Annotated in this window: 21 protein-coding genes; 14 read left to right on the top strand and 7 right to left on the bottom strand. The window is 71.5% G+C overall.

The annotated features are described in order from the left end of the window. Position 1: 1 nt before the first annotated feature. From kstD to Adu01nite_RS41035, 3 genes are all read right to left on the bottom strand, one after another. Positions 2-1,756 carry a 3-oxosteroid 1-dehydrogenase gene (kstD, locus tag Adu01nite_RS41045; RefSeq protein WP_275414765.1) on the bottom strand — a complete coding sequence of 585 codons (1,755 nt, stop codon included), beginning with the start codon at positions 1,754-1,756 and terminating at the stop codon, positions 2-4. A gap of 61 nt (positions 1,757-1,817) precedes the next feature. Then, entirely contained in the window at positions 1,818-2,867 is a 1,050-nt protein-coding gene (locus Adu01nite_RS41040; RefSeq protein WP_203734764.1) for an LLM class F420-dependent oxidoreductase, read from the bottom strand. Position 2,868: 1 nt separating this feature from the next. Then, positions 2,869-3,954 carry a Zn-dependent alcohol dehydrogenase gene (locus Adu01nite_RS41035; protein WP_203734763.1) on the bottom strand — a complete coding sequence of 362 codons (1,086 nt, stop codon included), beginning with the start codon at positions 3,952-3,954 and terminating at the stop codon, positions 2,869-2,871. Positions 3,955-4,030: 76 nt separating this feature from the next. Here Adu01nite_RS41035 and Adu01nite_RS41030 point away from each other — a divergent pair, with 76 nt between their 5' ends. The 5 genes from Adu01nite_RS41030 (at position 4,031) to Adu01nite_RS41010 (ending at position 8,338) form a co-directional block, all read left to right on the top strand. Then, entirely contained in the window at positions 4,031-4,636 is a 606-nt protein-coding gene (locus Adu01nite_RS41030; RefSeq protein WP_203734762.1) for a TetR/AcrR family transcriptional regulator, read from the top strand. A 49-nt stretch (positions 4,637-4,685) separates the two neighbouring features. After that, positions 4,686-5,438 (top strand): glucose 1-dehydrogenase, encoded by a 753-nt coding sequence (locus Adu01nite_RS41025; protein WP_203734761.1) that lies wholly within the window; start codon positions 4,686-4,688, stop codon positions 5,436-5,438. A 1-nt stretch (position 5,439) separates the two neighbouring features. Continuing rightward, the gene (locus Adu01nite_RS41020) at positions 5,440-6,333 is read left to right on the top strand and encodes an SDR family NAD(P)-dependent oxidoreductase (protein ID WP_203734760.1); all 894 of its coding nucleotides are present in this window, start codon (positions 5,440-5,442) and stop codon (positions 6,331-6,333) included. Then, on the top strand, positions 6,333-6,812 hold the full coding sequence (locus Adu01nite_RS41015; protein WP_203734759.1) for a pyridoxamine 5'-phosphate oxidase family protein: 480 nt from the start codon (positions 6,333-6,335) through the stop codon (positions 6,810-6,812). The genes Adu01nite_RS41020 and Adu01nite_RS41015 overlap by 1 nt, the downstream gene beginning before the upstream one ends. 794 nt (positions 6,813-7,606) lie before the next feature. Continuing rightward, positions 7,607-8,338 carry a DinB family protein gene (locus Adu01nite_RS41010; RefSeq protein WP_203734758.1) on the top strand — a complete coding sequence of 244 codons (732 nt, stop codon included), beginning with the start codon at positions 7,607-7,609 and terminating at the stop codon, positions 8,336-8,338. Positions 8,339-8,349: 11 nt separating this feature from the next. Here the strand turns inward: Adu01nite_RS41010 and Adu01nite_RS41005 are convergent, their stop codons facing one another. Both Adu01nite_RS41005 and Adu01nite_RS41000 read right to left on the bottom strand, forming a co-directional pair. After that, positions 8,350-9,858 (bottom strand): aldehyde dehydrogenase family protein, encoded by a 1,509-nt coding sequence (locus Adu01nite_RS41005; protein WP_203734757.1) that lies wholly within the window; start codon positions 9,856-9,858, stop codon positions 8,350-8,352. Positions 9,859-9,893: 35 nt separating this feature from the next. Continuing rightward, positions 9,894-10,634 (bottom strand): SDR family oxidoreductase, encoded by a 741-nt coding sequence (locus tag Adu01nite_RS41000; RefSeq protein WP_203734756.1) that lies wholly within the window; start codon positions 10,632-10,634, stop codon positions 9,894-9,896. A gap of 46 nt (positions 10,635-10,680) precedes the next feature. Here Adu01nite_RS41000 and Adu01nite_RS40995 point away from each other — a divergent pair, with 46 nt between their 5' ends. Genes Adu01nite_RS40995 through Adu01nite_RS40980 form a run of 4 tightly spaced genes read left to right on the top strand, consistent with a single transcriptional unit; the run spans position 10,681 to position 13,974 of the window. Continuing rightward, positions 10,681-11,418, top strand: coding sequence for an enoyl-CoA hydratase family protein (locus Adu01nite_RS40995; protein WP_203734755.1), 738 nt, complete (start codon positions 10,681-10,683; stop codon positions 11,416-11,418). Further along, the gene (locus Adu01nite_RS40990) at positions 11,415-12,242 is read left to right on the top strand and encodes a CoA transferase subunit A (protein ID WP_203734754.1); all 828 of its coding nucleotides are present in this window, start codon (positions 11,415-11,417) and stop codon (positions 12,240-12,242) included. The genes Adu01nite_RS40995 and Adu01nite_RS40990 overlap by 4 nt, the downstream gene beginning before the upstream one ends. Next, positions 12,239-12,928: a CoA-transferase subunit beta gene (locus tag Adu01nite_RS40985; protein ID WP_203734753.1), complete on the top strand. Its 690-nt coding sequence runs from the start codon at positions 12,239-12,241 to the stop codon at positions 12,926-12,928. The genes Adu01nite_RS40990 and Adu01nite_RS40985 overlap by 4 nt, the downstream gene beginning before the upstream one ends. Then, entirely contained in the window at positions 12,925-13,974 is a 1,050-nt protein-coding gene (locus Adu01nite_RS40980; RefSeq protein ID WP_203734752.1) for an NAD(P)H-dependent flavin oxidoreductase, read from the top strand. The genes Adu01nite_RS40985 and Adu01nite_RS40980 overlap by 4 nt, the downstream gene beginning before the upstream one ends. Positions 13,975-13,986: 12 nt before the next feature. Here the strand turns inward: Adu01nite_RS40980 and Adu01nite_RS40975 are convergent, their stop codons facing one another. After that, positions 13,987-15,120 (bottom strand): acetyl-CoA C-acetyltransferase, encoded by a 1,134-nt coding sequence (locus Adu01nite_RS40975; RefSeq protein ID WP_203734751.1) that lies wholly within the window; start codon positions 15,118-15,120, stop codon positions 13,987-13,989. A gap of 67 nt (positions 15,121-15,187) precedes the next feature. Between Adu01nite_RS40975 and Adu01nite_RS40970 the strand changes: the two genes are divergently transcribed. From Adu01nite_RS40970 to Adu01nite_RS40950, 5 genes are read left to right on the top strand one after another with little or no spacing between them, the layout of a single operon-like run. Further along, positions 15,188-16,348: an acyl-CoA dehydrogenase family protein gene (locus Adu01nite_RS40970; protein WP_203734750.1), complete on the top strand. Its 1,161-nt coding sequence runs from the start codon at positions 15,188-15,190 to the stop codon at positions 16,346-16,348. A 9-nt stretch (positions 16,349-16,357) separates the two neighbouring features. Next, positions 16,358-17,143, top strand: a complete 786-nt coding sequence (locus tag Adu01nite_RS40965) for an acyl-CoA dehydrogenase family protein (protein WP_203734749.1) — start codon at positions 16,358-16,360, stop codon at positions 17,141-17,143. Then, complete coding sequence (locus Adu01nite_RS40960) at positions 17,140-18,012, top strand: TIGR03619 family F420-dependent LLM class oxidoreductase (RefSeq protein ID WP_203734748.1); 873 nt, start codon at positions 17,140-17,142, stop codon at positions 18,010-18,012. The genes Adu01nite_RS40965 and Adu01nite_RS40960 overlap by 4 nt, the downstream gene beginning before the upstream one ends. Positions 18,013-18,057: 45 nt before the next feature. Continuing rightward, positions 18,058-18,606 carry a pyridoxamine 5'-phosphate oxidase family protein gene (locus tag Adu01nite_RS40955; RefSeq protein WP_203734747.1) on the top strand — a complete coding sequence of 183 codons (549 nt, stop codon included), beginning with the start codon at positions 18,058-18,060 and terminating at the stop codon, positions 18,604-18,606. A 58-nt stretch (positions 18,607-18,664) separates the two neighbouring features. After that, positions 18,665-19,342 (top strand): hypothetical protein, encoded by a 678-nt coding sequence (locus Adu01nite_RS40950; RefSeq protein WP_203734746.1) that lies wholly within the window; start codon positions 18,665-18,667, stop codon positions 19,340-19,342. A 17-nt stretch (positions 19,343-19,359) separates the two neighbouring features. Here the strand turns inward: Adu01nite_RS40950 and Adu01nite_RS40945 are convergent, their stop codons facing one another. Then, the gene (locus Adu01nite_RS40945) at positions 19,360-20,490 is read right to left on the bottom strand and encodes a sulfotransferase family protein (protein WP_203734745.1); all 1,131 of its coding nucleotides are present in this window, start codon (positions 20,488-20,490) and stop codon (positions 19,360-19,362) included. Positions 20,491-20,492 lie beyond the last annotated feature (2 nt).

The following is a 20,492-nucleotide window of genomic DNA, read 5'->3' as shown; positions in this document are numbered from 1 at the left end:
CTCAGGCACCTCCGGCGAGCTCGTTGGCGGCGATGTAGCCGAACGTCATCGCGGGACCGATCGTGGAGCCGGCCCCGGCGTAGCTGTGCCCCATCACGGCGGCGCTGGAGTTGCCCGCCGCGTACAGGCCGGGAATGACCGTGCCGTCGGCCCGCACCACCCGGGAACGGGGGTCGGTGCGCAGGCCGCCCTTGGTGCCGAGATCCCCCGGCACGATCTTGCAGGCGTAGTACGGCGCCAGCCAGAGCTGCGCGAGGCAGGAGTTCGGGGTCACCGCGGGATCGGTGTAGTAGTGGTCGTACGCGCTGTCGCCGCGCTGGAAGTCGGTGTCCTTGCCGGTCCGGGCGAAGCCGTTGAACTTCGCGACGGTGGCGGACAGCGCCGCGGCCGGCACGCCGATCTTGGCGGCCAGCCCGCCGAGGGTCCAGTCCTTGACGACGGCGCCGGACGAATACCAGTCGTCGGGGAATGGCAGGGCGGGCGAGACGTCGCGGAACAGGTAGCGGTTGCGGTAGTTCTGGTCGAAGATCAGCCACGCCGGGATGTCCGGGGTGATGCCGTTCTTGTCGTACATGACGTGCACGACGTCGCTGTACGGTGCGGCCTCGTTGACGAACCGCACCCCGGCGCTGTTCACCATCAGGCTGCCCGGCAGGGTGCGCTCGGCCAGGCAGAAATACGGTTCGCCGGGCAGCGGGATGGCCGGCCCCCACCACGAGTCGTCCAGGAAGTCGGTGGCCGCGCCCGCGCGCAGCCCGGCCTGGATGCCGTCGCCGGTGTTCTCCTTGGCGCCGACCGTCCAGTCGACGCCGATCGGCTGCCGCTGGTAGGCCAGCCGCATCGCGAGGTTGTGCTCGAACCCGCCCGCCGCCACCAGCACGCCCCGGGTGGCGGTGATGCCGGTCGCGACGCCGTTGCGGGTGACCACGACGCCGGTGACCCGGCCGGCGGTGTCCCGCTGCAGATCGGTCAGCGGGGTGTTGAGCCAGACCGGCACGCCCGCGCCGGCCAGCCCGGCCCGCAGCGCCCCGGCGAGCGCCTGCCCCATGGTGAGCGGGGTCTTCCCGGCCAGCACCGCCGCGGTGTAGCGGGCGACGCACTCGGTCGCGACCGCGGTGCCCTTGAGGTTGACCAGGGCCAGGTTGAGCCACTTGTAGTCGGCGCTGAACACGGTCAGGCCGGCCGGGGTCGGCAGGTAGGCCGGGTTGAGGTTGGCCAGCTCGGCGCCGAGCAGTTTGCCGTCGAACATGTCCGGCTCGATCGAGCGGCCCTGCGCGATGCCGCCGGGCAGCTCCGGGTAGTAGTCGGAGTAGCCGTCCATGTAGCGGAAGCGCAGCGGGCTGTTCGCCATCACGAACGAGATCATCGACGGGCCGTTGTCGAGGAACGCCTGCTGCTTCGCGGTCGGCACGTCCCCGTTCACCACCGCGGCGAGGTAGGTGGCCGCCTTGGCCGGGGTGTCCGGCACCCCGGCGGCGAGGATGACCTGGTTGTTGGGGATCCAGATCCCGGCGCCCGAGCGGGCCGCCGATCCGCCGAAGGTCGGCGCCTTCTCCACCACGAGAACGCTGAGCCCACGCTTGGCCGCGCGCAGCGCGGCGGTCATGCCGGCCGCACCACAACCGATGACCACGACGTCGTACGCCGCTTGGGCGGCCCGCGCCGGACTGCCGAGCGCGGACGAACCGGCGACCAGGCCGGTTCCGAGAGCGGCGGCGCCCGCGAGGACCTGGCGCCGTTTGAGGTGAGCGGACATGTGAGCTCCTCGGACGTTGGAGCTGTAACGCGTTCTACTATCTGACGCGCTGTCCTTGATGTCAAAGGGAGTTATCTATGAGAACGTGTTTCAGTTCGGCGATGTCCTTGACCCGTTCGGCGCGGGTGGCGGCCAGTGGTGACACCAGCAGGGTGGTCACGCCCGCGGCGGCCAGCGCGGCCACCCGCTCGCGCAGCTCGGCGGGGCGGCCCACCAGGGCGGTGGCGTGCACGAGCCGGTCGGGCACGGCGGCGGCCGCCTCGGCCCGGCGGCCGCTGAGGAACAGCTCCTGGATCGTCGCGGCCTGGTCGGCGTAGCCGTAGCGGCCGACCAGGTCGTTGGAGAAGTTGCGGCTGCGGGAGCCCATTCCGCCGATGTAGAGGGCGAGCTGCGCACGATGCCGCGCCAGCAGCTCCTCGGTCGGGTCGGCCACCGCGAACGGCAGCGGCACCATGATGTCGAGTGGCCCGAGCGCCGGGTCACGCCGCGCCCGGCCTTCGGCGAGCGCCGGGCCGAACACCTCGGGCAGCGCGGCCGGGTCGAGGAACAGCGCCTGCCAGCCCTCGGCGATCTCGGCCGCCAGTGCGACATTGCGCGGGCCCATGGCGGCCAGCAGGATCGGGATGCGGTCGCGGACCGGCCGGTTGATGAGCTTGAGTGGCTTACCCGCCCTCGGAATCCTGTAGTGCGCCCCGTCGTGCACGAGCGTTTCGCGGCGCCACACCTTCCTGCAGATCTCCACCACCTCGCGGGTGCGGGCGAGCGGCGCGTCGTAGGCCACCCCGTGGAAACCCTCGATCACCTGAGGGCCCGAGGCGCCGAGGCCGAGCGAGAAACGGCCGCCGGAGACGTAGTCGATCCCGGCCGCGGTCATCGCGGTCAGCGTCGGCGTGCGGGTGTAGAGCTGCATCACCCCGGAGGCGAGCTCCATCCGGCTGGTGCGGGCGGCGAGGTAGCCGAGCTGGCTGACGGCGTCGAAGCTGTACGCCTCCGGCACCACCACCAGTTCGGCGCCGGCCGCCTCGAACTCGACGACCTCCTCGACCGCATCGGCCCAAGTCATCGAGGGATTGGCCTGACCGCTGTAGCCCAGCTGGATGCCGAGCCGCATGTCAGGCGCCGTCGTTGATGATCACCTGGCGGATCACGTCGCCGCGGCCGAGGGCGGCGAGCGCGTCGTCGACCTCCTCCAGCCGGAGCCGGTGCGAGACCATGCCCTCCAGGTCGAGCCGACCGGCCCGCCACAGCGCGATCAGGCGGGGGAAGTCGCGCGGCGGGTGGGCCGAACCGTACAGCGACGGGATGATCCGTTTGCCTTCGAAGAGCAGCTCGAACGGGTTGAACTCGACCTGGTGCTCGGCGCGGCCGGCGCCGACCACCACGATCGTGCCGCCGCGGCGGGCCGCGTTCCACGCCGTACGCAAAGTCTGTGGAAGGGCGACCACGTCGAAGGCGTAATCGAAGCCCTCGCCGGCGGTGACCTCGGTGACGAGGTCACCGAGTTGGTCGGGGGTGACCGCGTGGGTGGCGCCGAAGCGGCGGGCGACGTCGAGCTTGGCCGGCACGGTGTCGACGGCGACGATGAGCGTGGCGCCGGAGAGCCGGGCGCCCTGGATGGCGGAGATGCCGACGCCGCCGCAGCCGATGACCACGGCGGTGTCGCCCGGCCGGAGCTGCGCGGTGTTGACGACGGCGCCGACCCCGGTCATCACGCCGCAGCCGACCAGCGCGGCGACCTCGTAGGGCACGTCGGCGTCGATCGGCACCACGCCGATCCGGGGCACGACCATCTCCTCGGCGAAGGCGCCGCAGCCGGCCATCCCGAACACCGGCAGGTCACCGGCCATGAATCGGGGCATCACGTAGCCGGTCAGCACGTGCGTCATGCACAGGAACGGCTCGCCGCGCAGGCACTCGGCGCAGGTGCCGCAGGAGGGCATCCAGTTGACGATGACCCGGTCGCCGGGCGCCAGGTCGTCGACGCCGGCGCCGACCTCGAGGACGTCGCCGGCCGCCTCGTGGCCGAGCACCGCGGGCACCGGCTGGGGCAGCCCGCCGTCGCGGGCGGACTGGTCGGAGTGGCAGACCCCGGCCGCGCGGACGCGGAGCCGGACCTCGCCCGGGCCCGGCCCGAGGACTGTCACATCATCGCGAATGTCGAGCTTCTCGCCCAGATCGTGGAGTACCGCGGCCCGCACCTCGCCACCTCCCTCGCAAATTAGAACGCGTTCTACGCTAGGACCGAGCAAGCGTTTGGGCAAGTAGGATCGGCCGGTGACCACCGCCAAGAAGGCCGCACCGCCGTCGGAGCGCCGCGCCGATCTCATCCGGCACGCCGCCGACCTGTTCGCCGAGAAGGGTTTCCGGGCCACCACGGTCCGCGAGATCGCGGACGCGGCCGGCATCCTGTCCGGCAGCCTCTACCACCACTTCGACTCCAAGGAGTCGATCGGCGACGAGATCCTCCGCGAGTTCCTCGACGACGTCCTGGCCGGTTACCGCGAGGCGGCGGCCGGCACCCAGGACCCGCGGGTCGCGATCGAGCGGATGGTGCGCTCCAGCACGGCCGCGCTCAGCCGGCACCGGGCCGCGCTGACCATGCTGCAGAACGACTGGGCCTACTTCAGTGCCCAGAAACGCTTCGCCTACCTGCGGGCGGCGATGCGGGAGATCGAGCTGAACTGGATCGCCCAGCTGGAGCGGGGCAAGCAGGACGGGCACTTCCGGGCCGACCTCGACGCCCGGCTGATCTACCGGCTGCTGCGCGACATCCTGTGGATCCCGACCTCGTGGAAGCAGGCGCGGGGCAAGTCGTGGAAGACCGACGAGATCGTCGACGGCCTGCTGCGGCTGCTTTTCGACGGGATCACCGCGCGCTGACGGTGTTACGCTCCCGAGCAAGCGCTTGGTTCTGGGTCGGGAGGCTGGGGTGGGACGACTCGACGGCAAGGTCGCTCTGATCACCGGTGGTGCGCGCGGCATGGGCAAGTCGCACGCCCGGCACTTCGCCGCCGAGGGTGCCCGGGTGGTCATCGGGGATGTGCTCGACGACCGCGGCCAAGCGGTCGCCGACGGTCTCGGCTGCCTCTACGTGCACCACGACGTGACCAGCGAAAATGACTGGACCGCCGCCATCGCCGCGACCGTGGAGGCGCACGGCCGCCTGGACGTGCTGGTCAACAACGCCGGCATCCTGCGGCACGCGCCGATCGCCGAGATGGACCCGGCCGAGTTCCGCCGGGTCATCGACGTCAACCTGGTCGGCTGCTGGCTCGGCGTGCACTTCGCGGCGCCCGCGATGATCGCGGCCGGCGGCGGCTCGATCGTGAACGTGTCGTCGATCGAGGGCTTCGCCGGCGCGGCCGGCCTCTCGGCCTACAGCGCCAGCAAGTTCGGCATCCGGGGCATCACCCGCTCGGCCGCGCAGGAGCTCGGGCCGGCCGGCATCCGGGTCAACTCGGTGCACCCCGGCGGCGTGATGACGTCGATGGCGATCGCCGCCGCCGAACACTTGACCGACGTCGACCCGACCGCGTTTCTGAAGGCCCTGCCGATCGCCCGCTTCGCCGAGCCGATCGAGATCTCCCGCCTGGTCGCGTTCCTGGCGTCCGACGAATCGTCCTACACGACGGGCGCCGAGTTCGTCGCCGACGGCGGCCTGCTGGCCGGCCCGGGCTACTGAGATGGCCACCCTGGACGGCAGAGTCGCCGTGGTGACCGGCGCCGGCCAGGGTCTCGGCGCGGCCGAGGCGCTCGCGCTGGCCGCGGCCGGCGCCCGCCTGGTGCTCAACGACCTGCCCGGCCCCGGCCTGGACGCGGTCGAGGCGCAGATCGACGACGCGATCGTCTGCCCCGGCGACATCGCCGAGTGGTCCACCGCCGAGGCGCTGCTGGCCGCCGCCGAGGACCTGGGCGGCCTGGACATCCTGGTCAACAACGCCGGCGTACTCCGCGACCGGATGATCTTCTCGATGTCCGAGCAGGAGTGGGACACGGTAATCCGCGTTCACTTACGCGGCCATTTCGTCACCACCAGGCTGGCCACCGCGTACTGGCGAAAGCAAAGCAAAATTAACGGCGCCCCGGTGTACGCCCGGATCATCAACACCGCCTCCGAGGCGTTCCTGCTCGGTTCGGCCGGCCAGCCCAACTACGCGGCGGCGAAGGGCGGCATCGTCGCGCTCACGCTGGCCACCGCGCGGGGTTGCGCCCGCTACGGGGTGCGCGCCAACGCCATCTGCCCACGGGCCCGAACGGCGATGACCGGTTCACTGATGGGCCCGCCCCCCGAAGGCCCCGATCCCCTGTCCCCGTCCCGAATAGCCCCCCTGGTCACCTGCCTGGCCGGCCCGGCCGGCGAGCGAATCACCGGCGAGGTCTTCGTAGCCCACGGCGACGTGGTGGCGGTGCTGGGCCCACCCACGGTCCGCGCCGCTTTCCACGCGACCGGCGACCAGTGGACGGTTGACGAGCTGACTGCAACGCTGGGCAAGGTGTTCACCGCCGACCCACCGAGCCCCGGCTTCGTCTGCTCGGAGACCTTGCCGCTGGCCGCCTACACCCTGGGCGAGGACTGATGAAACAACGAGACACGGTCTCGATGCCCCCGTCCGAGATCGAGAAGCTGCTGGCCAACAGCAGCAAACTCCAGCTGGCCACCATCAACCAGGACGGCACACCCCACCTGGTCAGCATGTTCTACGCGATGCGCAAGGGCCGCATAGTCTTCTGGACCTACCGAGCGTCGCAGAAGGCCCGCAACCTGTCCCGAGACCCGAGGCTGACCTGCCTGATCGAGGACGGCAACGACTACTTCGAGCTGCGCGGCGTCCAGGTGACGGGCCGGGTGACCCCGATCGAGGACCTCCCCGGCGTAACCGAGATAGGCAGCTTGGTGGCGGCCAGAATGCCCAGCCCCGTAGCCGCCGACCTACCACCCGAAGAGCTGACCACCGCCCTGAACGCTTACGTGGCCCACGCCGCCCCGAAGCGAGTGGCCTACGTGGTCACCCCCACCCGCATAACGAGCTGGGACCACCGCCGCCTGCTCCCCTGACCCAAGCGCTTTCCTTCGATAAGTACGCATCAGCACCAGCCCTCGCCGCAGCGACGGCCTGGTTGCCCACTCACCCTCCGCGCCGGCCGGCCGGGCGGGCCCGAAACTCACCCAGCGGGCTACGCCCGCAGGCCACCCCCGAACCAGCACGCCTCTCCGGCGCCGACGAAGCCCCTCCTTTGCCATTCGGGTATGTAGCTGCGGAAGCATTCATGATCAACACAACTTTCAGGATGTTGGGGCCTCAACGGGGCTGGCAGGCCCCGACATCCTGGAAATGGTGTTGATCTAGGCCGCAGAAACCAGCGTGCCGAGTGCGGCAGCAGTTGGAGGCCGCGGCGACGGTGCATCCGGTCTGCCGCGTCGAGGGCGTTGGCGCTCGTGCCGACGGTGACGCACCGAACGTTATGTGCGCTGGTTGCAGGAGGTTCGCCACTACCAGCCCTCGACCGTCCCCCGCGTTGCGGGCCGAGGTCGCCGGAAAACCGTGGGGCTGTCCGCGCCTATCGCGGTTCGCCGGCTCCCTCTCCCGGACTGACCCTGCCGATGAATGACTACTCGCTTCGGCTGCGCAGCTTTCCAAGCCGGCGTCTCACCTTACCGACACCGGCGTCCGTCCATCCCGAGCACGCGAGGCGGTGCGTCGATCTGCCGCTGTCATCGCGCGTCAGTGCGGCAAGACCTGTCGCACGTTGGTTCAGGTCGTATCGGGCGCCGAGTCCCTTGACCTGTCGGTGACCGTCGGTGGACGTTGAGGGCACACGACTGCCCTCGGCAGCCGCGATGATGGAGCGATGACGACCTATTCCGGCACGACGGAGTTCGAAGGCGCGACCTTCGTCAAGGCCAGCTTCAAGGGCGCCACCCTGCGATTCTCCGATGTCAGCGGGGTGACGATGCGCGGCGTCGATCTGGACGGACTCGACATCGACAGCCACGATCTGTTCTTCGGCAGCCTCTTCGTCAATGGGGTCGACGTTGTGCCGCTCGTGGATGCCGAGCTGAACCGGCAGTTCCCGGGCCGCGAGCTGCAGAAGGCGCAGACGCCCGAGGGGCTGCGGGAGGGTTGGGTCGCCGTGCAGTCCGCGTGGCAGACGACCGTGGCGGGTACCCCGCCGGACCTCGTGGACGCCCACGTCGAGGACGAATGGTCGTTGGCCCAGACCCTGCGGCACCTGATCCTGGCGACCGATGCCTGGCTCCGCGGCGCGATCCTGCGGGTGCAACAGCCGTTCCACGAGATCGGCCAGATCTTCACCGGTGCCGGCGAGATGGGCTTCGACATGTCGATCTTCCGGGTGGACCCGCCGGCCTACGAGGAGATCCTCGCGGTGCGCGCCGGGCGGCAGCAGCTGGTGGCCGAATTCCTGGCCGCGGCCACCACGGAGCTGCTCGCCGAGGAACGCGAGAACCCGTGGGGTGGCGGTGACTGGCGTCCGAGCGTCGGTGACTGCATTCGGGTGATCCTGGAGGAGGAATGGGCGCACCTGCGCTACACCCGGCGGGATCTCGCTCGTATGCGTTGACCAACGGCCGGCTACATCATTTCGTCGGTGGTGGGGATCAGGACGGTTTTCAGTTCTGTGTAGGCCTCTATCGATGAGCGGCCACCCTCTCGGCCCAGGCCGGACTGGCCGAAGCCGCCGAACGCCACGTGTGGCTCCAGCTGGTAGCCGTTGATGCCGACCGTGCCGGCCCGGACCGCTCGGGCCATGCGGATCGCTCGCTTCACGTCGGCCGTGTAGACCGTGGCCGCCAGGCCGTAGGAAGTGTCGTTGGCCAGGCGGATTGCCTCGTCCTCGTCGGTGAACGGGACCACCGCCAGCACCGGGCCGAAGATTTCCTCTCTCGCGATCGTCGCGTCGTTGGACACGTCGGCGAAGACCGTGGGCTCTACGAAGTTGCCGACGGCCAGCTCGCCGTTCGGGCGGCCGCCTCCGCAGACCAACCGTGCGCCCTCGGCCTGGCCGCGCTCGATGTAACCCAGCACCCGGGCCAGCTGGCGGTCGCTGATCAGCGGGGCGGCCGTCACCTCCGGGTCGAACGGGTCGCCGTAGGTGACCAGGGTGGCCATGCCCTCGGCGATCGCCAGGAACTCGTCGTAGACGTCCCGGTGGACCAGCGCCCGCGAATGCGCGACGCACGCCTGGCCGGACAGGCCCAGCGCCACCGTGCCCATGGTCAGGGTGGCGGCCGCATAGACCTCGGCGTCGGCGAAGACGATCGACGGGCTCTTGCCGCCCAGCTCCAGACTTACCCGTTTCATCCCCTCGGACGCGGCGGCCAGGACCCGCTTGCCGACCGCCCGGCTGCCGGTGAAGGTGATCTTGTCGATCAGCGGGTGGGTGATCAGCGCCTCGCCGGTCGGGTCGCCGGGACCGGTCACCACGTTGAGCACGCCGGCCGGGAGGCCGGCCTCCTCCAGGAGCCGGACCAGCCGCAACGCCGCGAAGGTGGCCAGCTCCGACGGCTTGAGCACCACCGTGCAGCCGGCCGCCAGGGCGGGCGCGAGCTTCTGCGCGGCCAGCAGCAGCGGGCCGTTCCACGGGACCACCGCGGCCACCACGCCGACCGGCTCGCGCAGCGTCATCACCAGGTGTTCGCCGCCCTGGTAGCCGGGCAGCGTCTCGCCGCCCAGCTTGTCGACCCAGCCGGCGTGGTGGTCGAAGACGTCGGCCACGCACTCGATCGACATCGCGTATTCGTCGCCGAAGGTCAGTGGCACCCCGTTGTCCAGGGCCTGCAGCGTGCGCAGCTCGTCGGTGTGGGCGCGGATCAGCTCGGCCGTCCGGCGCAGCACGGTGATCCGCTGCTTGGCCCGGGACCGCGGCCACGGGCCCTCGTCGAACGCCCGGCGGGCGGCACGCACCGCCGCGTCCACATCGGCCGCCGTGGCCACCGCGAACTCGCCGACCTGCTCGCCGGTGGCCGGGTGCTGGTGGGTCCAGGTGCGGCCGTCGGTGGCCGGGCGCCAGGCGCCGTCGATCAGCAGTTCGCCGGTTTCCAGGCCGACCGCGTCCCGCCTCGTCTTGATCGAGAGAACCATCCCGGCACCTCCGGTGCGGAAGAATGAAACACGTTCTACTTCTGCGGAGGGTACGCCGTGGTCCGCAGGTCCGCCAGGTACCCCGGCCACTCGCCGCCGCCGTGCACCGCGAGGGCCGCACCGGACACATAGGACGCCAGCGGCGAGGCCAGCAGCAGGCAGACCCCGGCGACCTCCTCGGCGGTCGCCGGGCGGCCCATCGGCACGGTGCGCGCCACCGCTTCCGGATCGAGCCCGAGACCGCCCACCGGCCCCGGAACCACGCTGTTGACCCGCACCTTCGGGGCCCACTCGGCGGCCAGGCTGGTGGCCAGGTGGTGCAGGCCGGCCTTGGCCGCGCCGTAGGCGGCCGTGCCGGGCGACGGCCGGGTGCCGCTGACACTGCCCACCATCAGGATCACGCCGCCGCCGGCCTGACCCTGCATGACCGCGTTGGCCGCCTGGGCGACGTGCAGCGGGGCGATCAGGTTGAGCTCGATGATCTTCGCGTGCAGCCGGGGCGACGCGGTCGCGGCCGGTGCGGGTGGCGCGCCGCCCGCGTTGTTCACCAGCACGTCGAGCCGGCCCAGCCGTTCCACCGCGGTCGTCACCAGCGCGGCCGCCTGCTCGGGGTCGCGGACATCGGCCCGGACGAAGTCGGTGTCGGCGATCTCCGAACGGCCGCAGACCAGCACCCGCGCGCCCGCCGCGCGGAAGGCGGTGGCGATCGCGGCGCCGATGCCCCGCGTGCCGCCGGTGACGACCACTCCGCGGCCGGTGAAGTCGAGCGGATCCATCGCCCGATGCTAGCCGACCAAGCAAGCGCTAGGTTAGCCTCGCGGCATGGGCGTACAGCTGGAACGCGGCGCCGTCGCCGAGGTGGTCATCGATTTCCCGCCGGTCAACGCGGTGCCGGCGGCCGGCTGGCTGGCCATCGCCGACCTGGTCACCGCGGCCGGCGCCGACCCGTCGACCCGGGTGGTGGTGCTGGCCGCCGAGGGCCGCGGTTTCTGCGCGGGCGTCGACATCAAGGAGATGCAGCGCGCGGCGGATCACGAGGTGCTGCTGGCCGCCAACCGGGGCTGCGCGGCCGCGTTCGCCGCCGTCTACGACTGCCCGGTCCCGGTGATCGCCGCGGTCCAGGGCTTCTGCCTCGGCGGCGGCATCGGCCTGGTGGGCAACGCCGACCTGATCGTGGCGGCCGAGGACGCCACGTTCGGCCTGCCCGAGGTCGACCGGGGTGCGCTCGGCGCGGCCACCCACCTGGCCCGGCTCGTGCCACCCCAGATGATGCGAACCATGGTTTACACCTGCCACCCGGTCACCGCCGCCGACCTGCACCGCTTCGGCACCGTCCACAAGGTGGTGCCCTCTCCTCTGTTGAGAGACACCGCCCGGGCGGTGGCGGGCGAGATCGCGGCCAAGGACCCGGTGGTGATCCGCCGGGCCAAGGAGGCGCTCAACGGCATCGACCCGGTCGACGTGAAGCGGTCGTACCGGTTCGAGCAGGGCTTCACCTTCGAGCTCAACCTCAACGGCGCGGGCGACCGCGCTCGGCGGAAGTTCCTGGAGGACCGATGACGGTGATGAGCGTCGACGAGGTGGTCGCCGAGCTGCACGACGGCATGACGATCGGCGTCGGCGGCTGGGGTTCGCGGCGCAAGCCGATGGCGCTGGTCCGGGCGGTCTGCCGGGCCGGCCTGCGCGACCTGACCGTGGTCTCCTACGGCGGGCCGGACGTGGGCTTGTTGATCGCGGCCGGTTGCGTCCGCCGGGTGGTGACCGGTTTCGTGTCGCTGGACAGCATCCCGCTCGAGCCGCACTTCCGCCGGGCCCGCCAGGAGGGCACGATCGAGCTGACCGAGCTCGACGAGGGCATGCTCTACTGGGGCCTGCTCGCGGCCGCCAACCGCCTGCCCTTCCTGCCGATCCGAGCCGGCCTCGGCTCCGACGTGATGCGGGTCAACCCCCAGATCAAGACCATCCGTTCGCCGTACGCCGATGGCAGCGACCTGGTCGCCATGCCGGCCGTGCCCCTGGACGCCGCGCTGGTCCACCTCAATCGCGCCGACCGCCGCGGCAACGGCCGTTACCTGGGCCCCGATCCGTATTTCGACGACCTGTTCTGCCTGGCCGCCCGCCGCCGCTTCCTGTCCTGCGAACGGATCGTCACCACCGCCGAGCTGACCGAGGGCGGCCCACCACAGGGCCTGCTGCTCAACCGGATGATGGTCGACGGCGTGGTGGAGACCCCGCACGGCGCGCACTTCACGAGCTGCGTCCCCGACTACGGCCGCGACGAGGCATTCCAGCGGGAGTACGCGACGGCCCCGTGGGATCAGTTCCGCGCCACCTACCTCGACGGCGACGAGGAGAGCTACCAGAAGGCGGTGGCCGCGCGATGACCCGCGCCGACGTCTGCGTGGTGGCCTGCGCCGAGGCCTGGCGCGGGGACGGCGCGGTGCTGGCTTCACCGATGGGCCTGATCCCCAAGCTCGGCGCCCGGCTGGCCCAGCTCACCTTCGCCCCGTCGCTGGTGCTCAGCGACGGCGAGGCCACCCTGATGTACGACGACGAGGTGGAGGGCTGGCTGCCGTACCGCTCGGTGTTCGCGGTGGTGGCGGCCGGCACCCGGCACGTGATGATGGGCGCGAGCCAGATCGACCGCTTCGGCAACCAGAACATCTCCTGCGTCGGCGGCTGGCAGCGCCCCACCCGGCAGCTGCTGGGCGTGCGCGGCGCCCCCGGCAACACGGTCAACCACCCGACCAGCTACTGGGTGCCCCGGCACGAACCACGGGTCTTCGTCGAGAAGGTCGACATGGTGTCCGGCGTCGGCCACGACCGCGGCGCGGTGGAGATCCGGGTGGTGGTGACGAACCTGGCGGTGCTCGACTTCGCGACGCCGGACCGGTCGATGCGGCTGCGCTCGATCCACCCCGGCGTGACGGTCGACGCGGTGCTGTCGGCGACGGGTTTCCCGCTGACGGTGCCGTCCCCGGTGCCGCCGACCCGGGAGCCGACCGACGCGGAACGGAAGCTCATCGCGCGACTCGATCCGGACGGCCTGCGGGAGAAGGAGATCCGGTGAGGACCCGGCTCACCGAGCTGCTCGGCTGCCGGCACCCGATCGTGCAGACCGGCATGGGCTACGTCGCGGGCGCCGGCCTGGTCTCGGCCACGTCGGCGGCGGGCGGCTTCGGCATCGTCGCCGCAGCGACGATGAGCCTCGACCAGCTGCGGGTCACCCTCCGGGACATCCGGTCGCGCACCGATGCGCCCTTCGGGGTGAATGTACGGGCGGACGCGCCGGACGCTCCTGAACGGATCGACTTGCTGATCAGCGAAAATGTCAGGCTGGCCTCGTTCGCCCTCGCCCCGAGCCGGGACCTGATCCGCCGCTGCGCCGACGGCGGCGTGCTGACCATGCCGTCGGTGGGCGCCCGCCGGCACGCCGAGAAGGTGGCCGGCTGGGGCGCCGACGCCGTCCTGGTGCAGGGCGGCGAGGGCGGCGGCCACACCGGCCCGGTCCCGACGACCCTGCTGCTGCCGCAGGTGGTGGACGCGGTCGGCATCCCGGTGGTCGCGGCCGGCGGTTTCTTCGACGGCCGGGGCCTGGTGGCGGCGCTGGCCTACGGCGCGGCCGGCATCGCGATGGGCACCCGTTTCCTGCTGACCTCGGACAGCCCGGTCTCGGCCGAGGTGAAGAGCCACTACCTGGCCGCCGCGGTCACCGGCACGGTGGTCACCACCCGGATCGACGGCGTACCGCACCGAGTCCTGCGAACCCCGTTCGTCGACACCCTGGAGCGTTCCGGCCCGCTCGCCCAGCTGTTCCGGTCAGCACGGCACGCGGCCGCATTCCGGCGCGAGACCGGCCTGTCCTGGCCGGCCCTGCTGCGAGCGGGCCGCACCGCCCGGCACGGCCGCGCCCTGTCCTGGGCCCAGACCTTGATGGCCGCCAACACCCCGGCCCTGCTGCGCAGATCCATGGTGGAGGGCCGCCCCGACGCCGGCGTGATGTCCGCCGGCCAGGTGGCCGGCCTGATCGACGACCTGCCGTCCTGCGCCGAGTTGATCGACCGCATCATCAAGGAAGCCGACGCCCGCCTGGCCGCCCTGAACGACCTGCGATGACCGCGGCCGCCCTCACCGCCGTTCGATGATGGTTACGTTGGCCTGGCCGCCGCCCTCGCACATGGTCAGCAGGCCGTAGCGGCCGTCGCAGCGCTCCAGCTCGTGCAGCAGGCTGGTCAGCAGGCGGGCGCCGGTGGCGCCGAGTGGGTGGCCGAGGGCGATCGCGCCGCCGTTGACGTTGACCCGCGCCCGGTCGGCTCCGGTCTCCCGCAGCCAGGCGAGCACCACGCTTGCGAACGCCTCGTTGACCTCGAACCGGTCGATGTCGGCGACCCGGAGCCCGGCCCGGGCCAGCGCATACGCGGTCGCCTCGATCGGCGCGGTCAGCATGAGAATCGGGTCCCCGCCGCGGGCGGACAGGTGCCGGACGACCGCCCGAGGACGCAGGCCGTGCGCCCGGACCGCGTGGCCGGACGCGACGAGCAGCGCCGCGGCCCCGTCGGCGAGCTGGCTGGACGTCGCGGCCGTGGTGACCCCAGTGGGGCGCAGCAATGCGAGCCCGGCCATCCGTTCCGCGGTGGTGTCCCGGCGCGGGCACTCGTCGGTGTCGCATCCACGAACTGGCAGGATCTCCGACTTGAATCGGCCCTCGTCGACCGCGCGGATCGCCCGCCGGTGACTCTCCAGGGCCCACTCCTCCAGTTCGGCCCGGCTCAGCCCCCACGTGGCCGCGATGTCGTCGGCGCTGCGGAACTGCGAGACCTCCTGGTCGCCGTAGCGGGCCGCCCAGCCTTCGGAACCCACATAGGGCCCGTCGGGCGCCATCGCGCTGCCGATCGGCACCCGGCTCATGCTCTGCACCCCGCCCGCCACCACGAGATCGGCCGTTCCGCTGAGGACCGCCTGCGCCGCGAAGTGCACGGCCTGCTGCCCCGACCCGCACTGCCGATCGACCGTCACGCCCGGCACATGCGACGGAAGCCCGGCCGCGAGCCAGGCGGTCCGCGCGATGTCCCCGGCCTGCGGTCCGACCGTGTCGACACAGCCGAAGATCACGTCGTCGACGGCGGCCGGGTCGACGCCGGTCCGGTCGAGCAGCGCGGCGATCACGTGACCGCCCAGGTCGGCCGGGTGCACCCCGGCAAGGCCACCGCCGCGCCGGCCGACCGCCGTGCGGACCGCCCCCACCAGGTACGCCGATTCCACGGTTGACGCCCCTCCGCCGGATGGACTCTACTAGAACCTGTTCTAATCTATGGCCTGGGGCGGACAAATGCACGTGGGATACACACCCGAGCAGGAGCGGCTCCGCACGGAGCTGCGGTCCTACTTCGCCGGCCTGATGACGCCGGAGCTGCGCGCCGCGCTCACCGACGACGAAGGCGAGTACGGCGACGGCGACGCCTACCGCGCGGTGGTGCGGCAGCTCGGCCACGACGGCTGGCTGGCGCTGGGCTGGCCGGTCGAGGACGGGGGCGGTGGGCGCTCCCGCCTCGACCAGCTCATCTTCGCCGACGAGGCGGCGATGGCCGGGGTGCCGGTGCCGTTCCTGACGATCTACACGGTCGGGCCGACCATCGCCCGGCACGGCACGCCGGAGCAGCGAGCCGACCTGCTGCCCCGGATCGCGGCCGGCGAGGTGCACTTCTCGATCGGCTACTCGGAGCCGGACGCGGGCACCGACCTCGCGGCCCTGCGCACCCGGGCGGTCCGCGACGGCGACGAGTACGTGATCAACGGCCAGAAGATGTGGACCAGCCTGATCCGGTACGCGGACTACGTCTGGCTGGCCTGTCGCACCGATCCGGACGCGCCCCGCCACAAGGGTCTGTCCATGCTGGTGGTGCCGACCGACGCGCCGGGCTTCTCCTGGACCCCGGTGCGCACCGTGGCCGGGCCGACCACCAGCGCGACCTACTACAGCGACGTGCGGGTGCCGGTCTCCGCCCGGGTCGGCGCCGAGAACGAGGGCTGGCGGCTGATCACCGACCAGCTCAACCACGAGCGGGTCGCGCTCACCTCGGCCGCCCCGCTGCGCCGATCACTCGACGAGGTCACCGCGTGGGCGACCGAGACCCGGCGGATCGACCGGGAGTGGGTGCGGCTGCACCTGGCCCGGGTGCACGCCAAGACCGAGGTCCTCAAGCTGTTCAACTGGCGAGTGGCGGCCGGTTCCGACGGCACGCCGGCGGCGGTGCAGGCGTCGGCCGGCAAGGTCTACGGCACCGAGCTGGCCGTCGAGGCGTACCGGCTGCTCATGGAGGTGCTCGGCCCGGCCGCCACGATCCGGGCCGGTTCGCCGGGTGCACTGCTGCAGGGCCGGATCGAGCGGATGCACCGGGCCGCGCTGATCCTCACCTTCGGCGGCGGCACCAACGAGGTGCAGCGCGACATCATCGCGGCCGGCGCGCTCGGCCTGCCGGTCAAACGCTAGGAGGCGGTCATGGACTTCACGCTGAGCGGCGAGGCACGCGACCTGGCCACCCTCACCCGCGGCCTGGCCGCCTCCGGCCGCCCGCTGTGGCCGGCCCTGGCCGAGGCGGGCGTGCTGGCCGCGGCGCTGCCCAAGCGGGCCGGCGGCGAGGGGTACGGGCTGCTGGAGCAGTGCGCGATCCTGATCGAGCTGGGCCGCGCCGCCGCCACGGTGCCTTACCTGCAGTCGATCGTCGCGGCCGCCTCCACGGTGGCCCGATTCGGCACCGACGAGCAGGTCGCCGAGTGGGCCGCCCCGGCCGCCCGGGGCGAAATTGTGCTGGACGGGCCGGAAGCCCTCCTGGCCCAAGCCGGGCCCGCGGACTGGCTCGCCGCCCGCGCCACCGTCGGCGCCTGCGCGACCCAGCTCGGCGTGGTCGAGCGGGCGCTGGAGATGACCGCCGAGTACGCCCGCACCCGGGTCCAGTTCGGCCGCCCGATCGGCTCTTTCCAGGCGGTCTCGCAGCGGCTGGCCGACGCCTGGATCGACGTGGAGGCGCTGCGGCTCACCCTGTGGCAGGCGGCCTGGCTGCTCAGCGAGGAGCGCCCGGCGACCGCCGAGGTGGCGACGGCCGGGTTCTGGGCGGCCGAGACCGGCCACCGGGTGCTGCACACCGCGGTCCACATCCACGGCGGCGTCGGATTGGACCTCGACTACCCGCTGCACCGCTATTTCCTGGCCGCCAAACACCACGAGTTCCTGCTGGGCGGCGCTACCGCGCAGCTGGCGACCATAAATCCAGGAGGAAACGGATGAAGTTCAGCCTCGGCATCGCGCTCAGCCCTCTCGACCAGCTCATCGACCTGGCGCGGACGGCCGAGGAGTGCGGCTTCGCGTCAATCGCCCTGCCCGACTCGCTCTTCTACTCCGAGGAGGTGAGCGCGAAATACCCGTACACCCCGGATGGAAGTCGTTTCTGGAATGCCGAGACGCCGTGGGCGGATCCGTTCGTCACCGCCGCCGCCCTCGGTGCCGCGACCAGCCGGATCCGCTTCTACACCCAGGTGCTCAAGCTCGGGCCGCGCAACCCGGTGCTGCTGGCCCGCCAGGTCGGCTCGGTGGCCCACCTGACCGGTAACCGGTTCGGTCTCGGCGTCGGCCTGGGCTGGTCGCCGGAGGAGTCGCTGTGGTGCGGCGCCCCGTTCGCCGACCGGGGTGCCCGCGGTGACGAGGCGATCGAGGTGCTGCAGCTGATCCTCGGCGGCGGCATGGTGGAGTACCACGGCAAGCACTTCGACTTCGGCCGCCTGCAGATGAGTCCCGCCCCCACCGAGCCGGTCCCGATCTACGTGGGCGGCCACGCCGACGTGGCGCTGCGCCGCGCGGCCCGGATCGCCGACGGCTGGTCCTCGGCGATGATGAAATTCAAGGATTTGCGTACGGTGATCGACCGCCTGGCGGTGCTGCGCGCCGAGTACGGCCGGGCCGACCGGCCGTTCGAGATCCAGGCGGTGTGCATCGACCGGTTCGGCCTGGACGGCTTCCGCCAGCAGGCCGAGGCGGGTGTGACCGACGCGATCGTGGTGCCGTGGCGCTTCTACGGCACCGGTTTCGACGGCGACCTGGCCGCCAAGCAGGACGGCATCCGCCGCTTCGCCGACGAGGTGATGACCAAGCTCTCATGAGAAATCGGTTCTGGACAGCCGCGGTCGCGGCGCAGGATCGATGCCATGAAGGTGCATGAGCGAATCGACGGGCGGTTGCGGTCGTTCATCGAGACCCAGCCGATGTTCTTCGTGGCGACCGCCCCGACCGGTCCGGGCGGTCACGTCAACCTCTCCCCCAAGGGCATGGCCGGCACGTTCGTGGTGCTCGGCGAGCACCGGGTGGCCTACCTCGACTACCACGGCAGCGGCGCCGAGACGACCGCCCACCTGGACGAGAACGGCCGGATCACCCTGATGTTCTGCGCGTTCCAGGGCCCGCCGAACATCGTCCGCCTGCACGGCCAGGGCCGGGCGGTGCCGGTGACGTCCCCGGAGTTCGCCGAGCTGGCCCGCGCGTTCCCCTTCCCGCCGGACACCCACGCGGTCCGGTCGGTTATCGACGTGACGGTCGACCGGGTCAGCGACTCCTGCGGCTACTCGGTCCCGCTGATGACCTACGAGGGCGACCGCGACCTGCTGATCCGAGCCCACGAACGCCGCACCGACGAGGACCTGGCGGAGTACCGCCGGGTGAAGAACGCGGTAAGCATCGACGGCCGCCCGATCTTCTGATTCCGACAATGTTGATCTACGCTGTCGATCACTTCGCGGGTAGATAGGCAGGTCACCGATGGTGCGGACGGATCTCGTCGTTCCCGCTCAGCTGGTCTCCGGCCTGCAAATGCCGTCACTGTCGGTCACCACCGGCGGGACGGATGTGCAGTGGGTGGAGATCCCGGTGGGGCGCCGGCGGTTCCTTCGGCGGTCGGCGCTGCGGCTCCCGCTGGATCCGCCCGGCGCACGCCTCGCCCGGCGCTTCCTTCGCGTCGAGCCCTGGCTCACGTTCGCGAGGCTGGCCGCGCTCCTCGCCGTGACGACCGTCGACTTCGTCGTCCGGCCGGCGCCGCCCCTGCCGATCTGGATCGGTGTCTGGCTTGTTGTCGTCGTGTCGTCGATCCCCCGCGTCAATGGCATATTGCCGCGGCAATCGCCGTACCGCACGGTGGCCGGCGAACTCCGCATACCGGGCGTTCCGGTTGAAGTCGCCAAACAATGGGTCGAGCAAAATCCTGGGGTACGTCCCACCACCGAGCCGGATCCGCGACCCCGGTCCCGGCACTGGTACGCCACCTGGTCGGCGGTTCTGCTCATCTCGGCGATCGGCCTGTTCACGGTGTCCGCAACCAACGGGCGGGAGGACTCGCTCCTGATCTGGGTCGCGGTGCCGTCGTTGTTCCTCGCCGGCATTGCTTCGGCATTCAAGATGCTGCCGCGTGGCCGCCTCCGCATCGAAGACGGCGACTCCTGAACCCGAACGCCCGCCGATCAGCTCCGGCCGAAGGCGGCATCCACGTCGGCCGGCGTCAACCCGAAGTCGGCGAGCGCATAGCGGTGGGCCGGCGGCCGCCCCGAAGCGTGCAGGGCGGTCATCGCGGTGCGGGCCGCGGCGGTGAGCGGCGTGCCTAAAAAAGAGTAGATCGACTCGACCGTCGCGATCGGGTCGGCCACGAAGTCGTCGTAGTCGACGTCGATGAAATGCGCCGGGTCGTGCCGGGCCCGGTCGGCCGCGAAACGCCGCGAGCCGCGTGACCACAGCTCCAGCTGGGCCCGCCCGAGCACCTCCCCCCGGAACAGCTCCGACCACCCCTCCGCGGCGTGCGCGTTGAGGCTGCACACCGAGGCGATCGCCGCCCGCGGCGCCCGGTGCGTCTGGATGACGACGGCGTCCGGATAGACGGCGAGCAGGGCATCGAGCGCGAACAGGTGGCTCGGGTTCTTCAGCACCCAACGGCGGTCCTGGTCGGGCAGGCCGATCAGCTGCAGGTTGCGCCGGTGCCGCCGGTACGCCGGCGTCCAGTCCACGTCGCGAAGCCAGCGCGAATAGCCCGGGATGTGGGCGAGGCACTCGAAGGACACCGACGTCATCGACTGGCACAGCAGCCGCCAGCACTCCTCCACCTGGTCGGCGCCGGTGTAGTGCATCCCCATGAACTCCGGGTCGCTCTCGTGGTGCTGCTCGTAGCCGGCCTGCAGCGCCGCGAAGATCGGGTTCTCGGCCCAGGTCGCCCGGGGCGGCCGGGGCTGCGGCACCTCGGTGAGCCACAGTTCGAGGCCCTGATGCGCCGGATCGGCGGTCAACAGCCGGTGCAGCGCGGTGGTCCCGGTGCGCGGCAACCCGGTCACGAAGATCGGCCGAGCCAGCGGAACCGAGGCATACGAAGGGAACTGCTTCCACGCAGCTTCGCTGAGAAGACGAGAAACCAGGGCGGCACGCAACAGCCCGCGGGTCACCTTGCTGCCTGCGGGGGTCAGGGCCGCTTCCGCCCCGTACGCATGAAGCAGCGAACCCATCCCCGAGCGATAGTCGTCGTCGCCGAAATCGTCGAGGCCGGTGAGGCGGGACGCCGAGGCGTGCAGGTCGTCGAGAGTGCCGACATCGGTGCGCGAGCTCTGCATGC

Origin of the sequence: Paractinoplanes durhamensis (genome assembly GCF_016862175.1) — a bacterium.
GTDB classification, from domain to species: Bacteria; Actinomycetota; Actinomycetes; order Mycobacteriales; family Micromonosporaceae; genus Actinoplanes; species Actinoplanes durhamensis.
This window is presented reverse-complemented; position numbering and strand designations above follow the sequence as displayed.

Coding starts and splice junctions, on each gene's coding strand:
- Adu01nite_RS41005 (WP_203734757.1), bottom strand. CDS start 9,858: ATGGTTCTCTCGATCAAGACGAGGCGGGACGCGGTCGGCCTGGAAACC.
- Adu01nite_RS41020 (WP_203734760.1), top strand. CDS start 5,440: ATGGCCACCCTGGACGGCAGAGTCGCCGTGGTGACCGGCGCCGGCCAG.
- Adu01nite_RS40950 (WP_203734746.1), top strand. CDS start 18,665: ATGGTGCGGACGGATCTCGTCGTTCCCGCTCAGCTGGTCTCCGGCCTG.
- Adu01nite_RS41015 (WP_203734759.1), top strand. CDS start 6,333: ATGAAACAACGAGACACGGTCTCGATGCCCCCGTCCGAGATCGAGAAG.
- Adu01nite_RS40990 (WP_203734754.1), top strand. CDS start 11,415: ATGACGGTGATGAGCGTCGACGAGGTGGTCGCCGAGCTGCACGACGGC.
- Adu01nite_RS41000 (WP_203734756.1), bottom strand. CDS start 10,634: ATGGATCCGCTCGACTTCACCGGCCGCGGAGTGGTCGTCACCGGCGGC.
- Adu01nite_RS40955 (WP_203734747.1), top strand. CDS start 18,058: ATGAAGGTGCATGAGCGAATCGACGGGCGGTTGCGGTCGTTCATCGAG.
- Adu01nite_RS40960 (WP_203734748.1), top strand. CDS start 17,140: ATGAAGTTCAGCCTCGGCATCGCGCTCAGCCCTCTCGACCAGCTCATC.
- Adu01nite_RS40995 (WP_203734755.1), top strand. CDS start 10,681: ATGGGCGTACAGCTGGAACGCGGCGCCGTCGCCGAGGTGGTCATCGAT.
- Adu01nite_RS41010 (WP_203734758.1), top strand. CDS start 7,607: ATGACGACCTATTCCGGCACGACGGAGTTCGAAGGCGCGACCTTCGTC.
- Adu01nite_RS40985 (WP_203734753.1), top strand. CDS start 12,239: ATGACCCGCGCCGACGTCTGCGTGGTGGCCTGCGCCGAGGCCTGGCGC.
- Adu01nite_RS40965 (WP_203734749.1), top strand. CDS start 16,358: ATGGACTTCACGCTGAGCGGCGAGGCACGCGACCTGGCCACCCTCACC.
- Adu01nite_RS40970 (WP_203734750.1), top strand. CDS start 15,188: ATGCACGTGGGATACACACCCGAGCAGGAGCGGCTCCGCACGGAGCTG.
- Adu01nite_RS41040 (WP_203734764.1), bottom strand. CDS start 2,867: ATGCGGCTCGGCATCCAGCTGGGCTACAGCGGTCAGGCCAATCCCTCG.
- kstD (WP_275414765.1), bottom strand. CDS start 1,756: ATGTCCGCTCACCTCAAACGGCGCCAGGTCCTCGCGGGCGCCGCCGCT.
- Adu01nite_RS40945 (WP_203734745.1), bottom strand. CDS start 20,490: ATGCAGAGCTCGCGCACCGATGTCGGCACTCTCGACGACCTGCACGCC.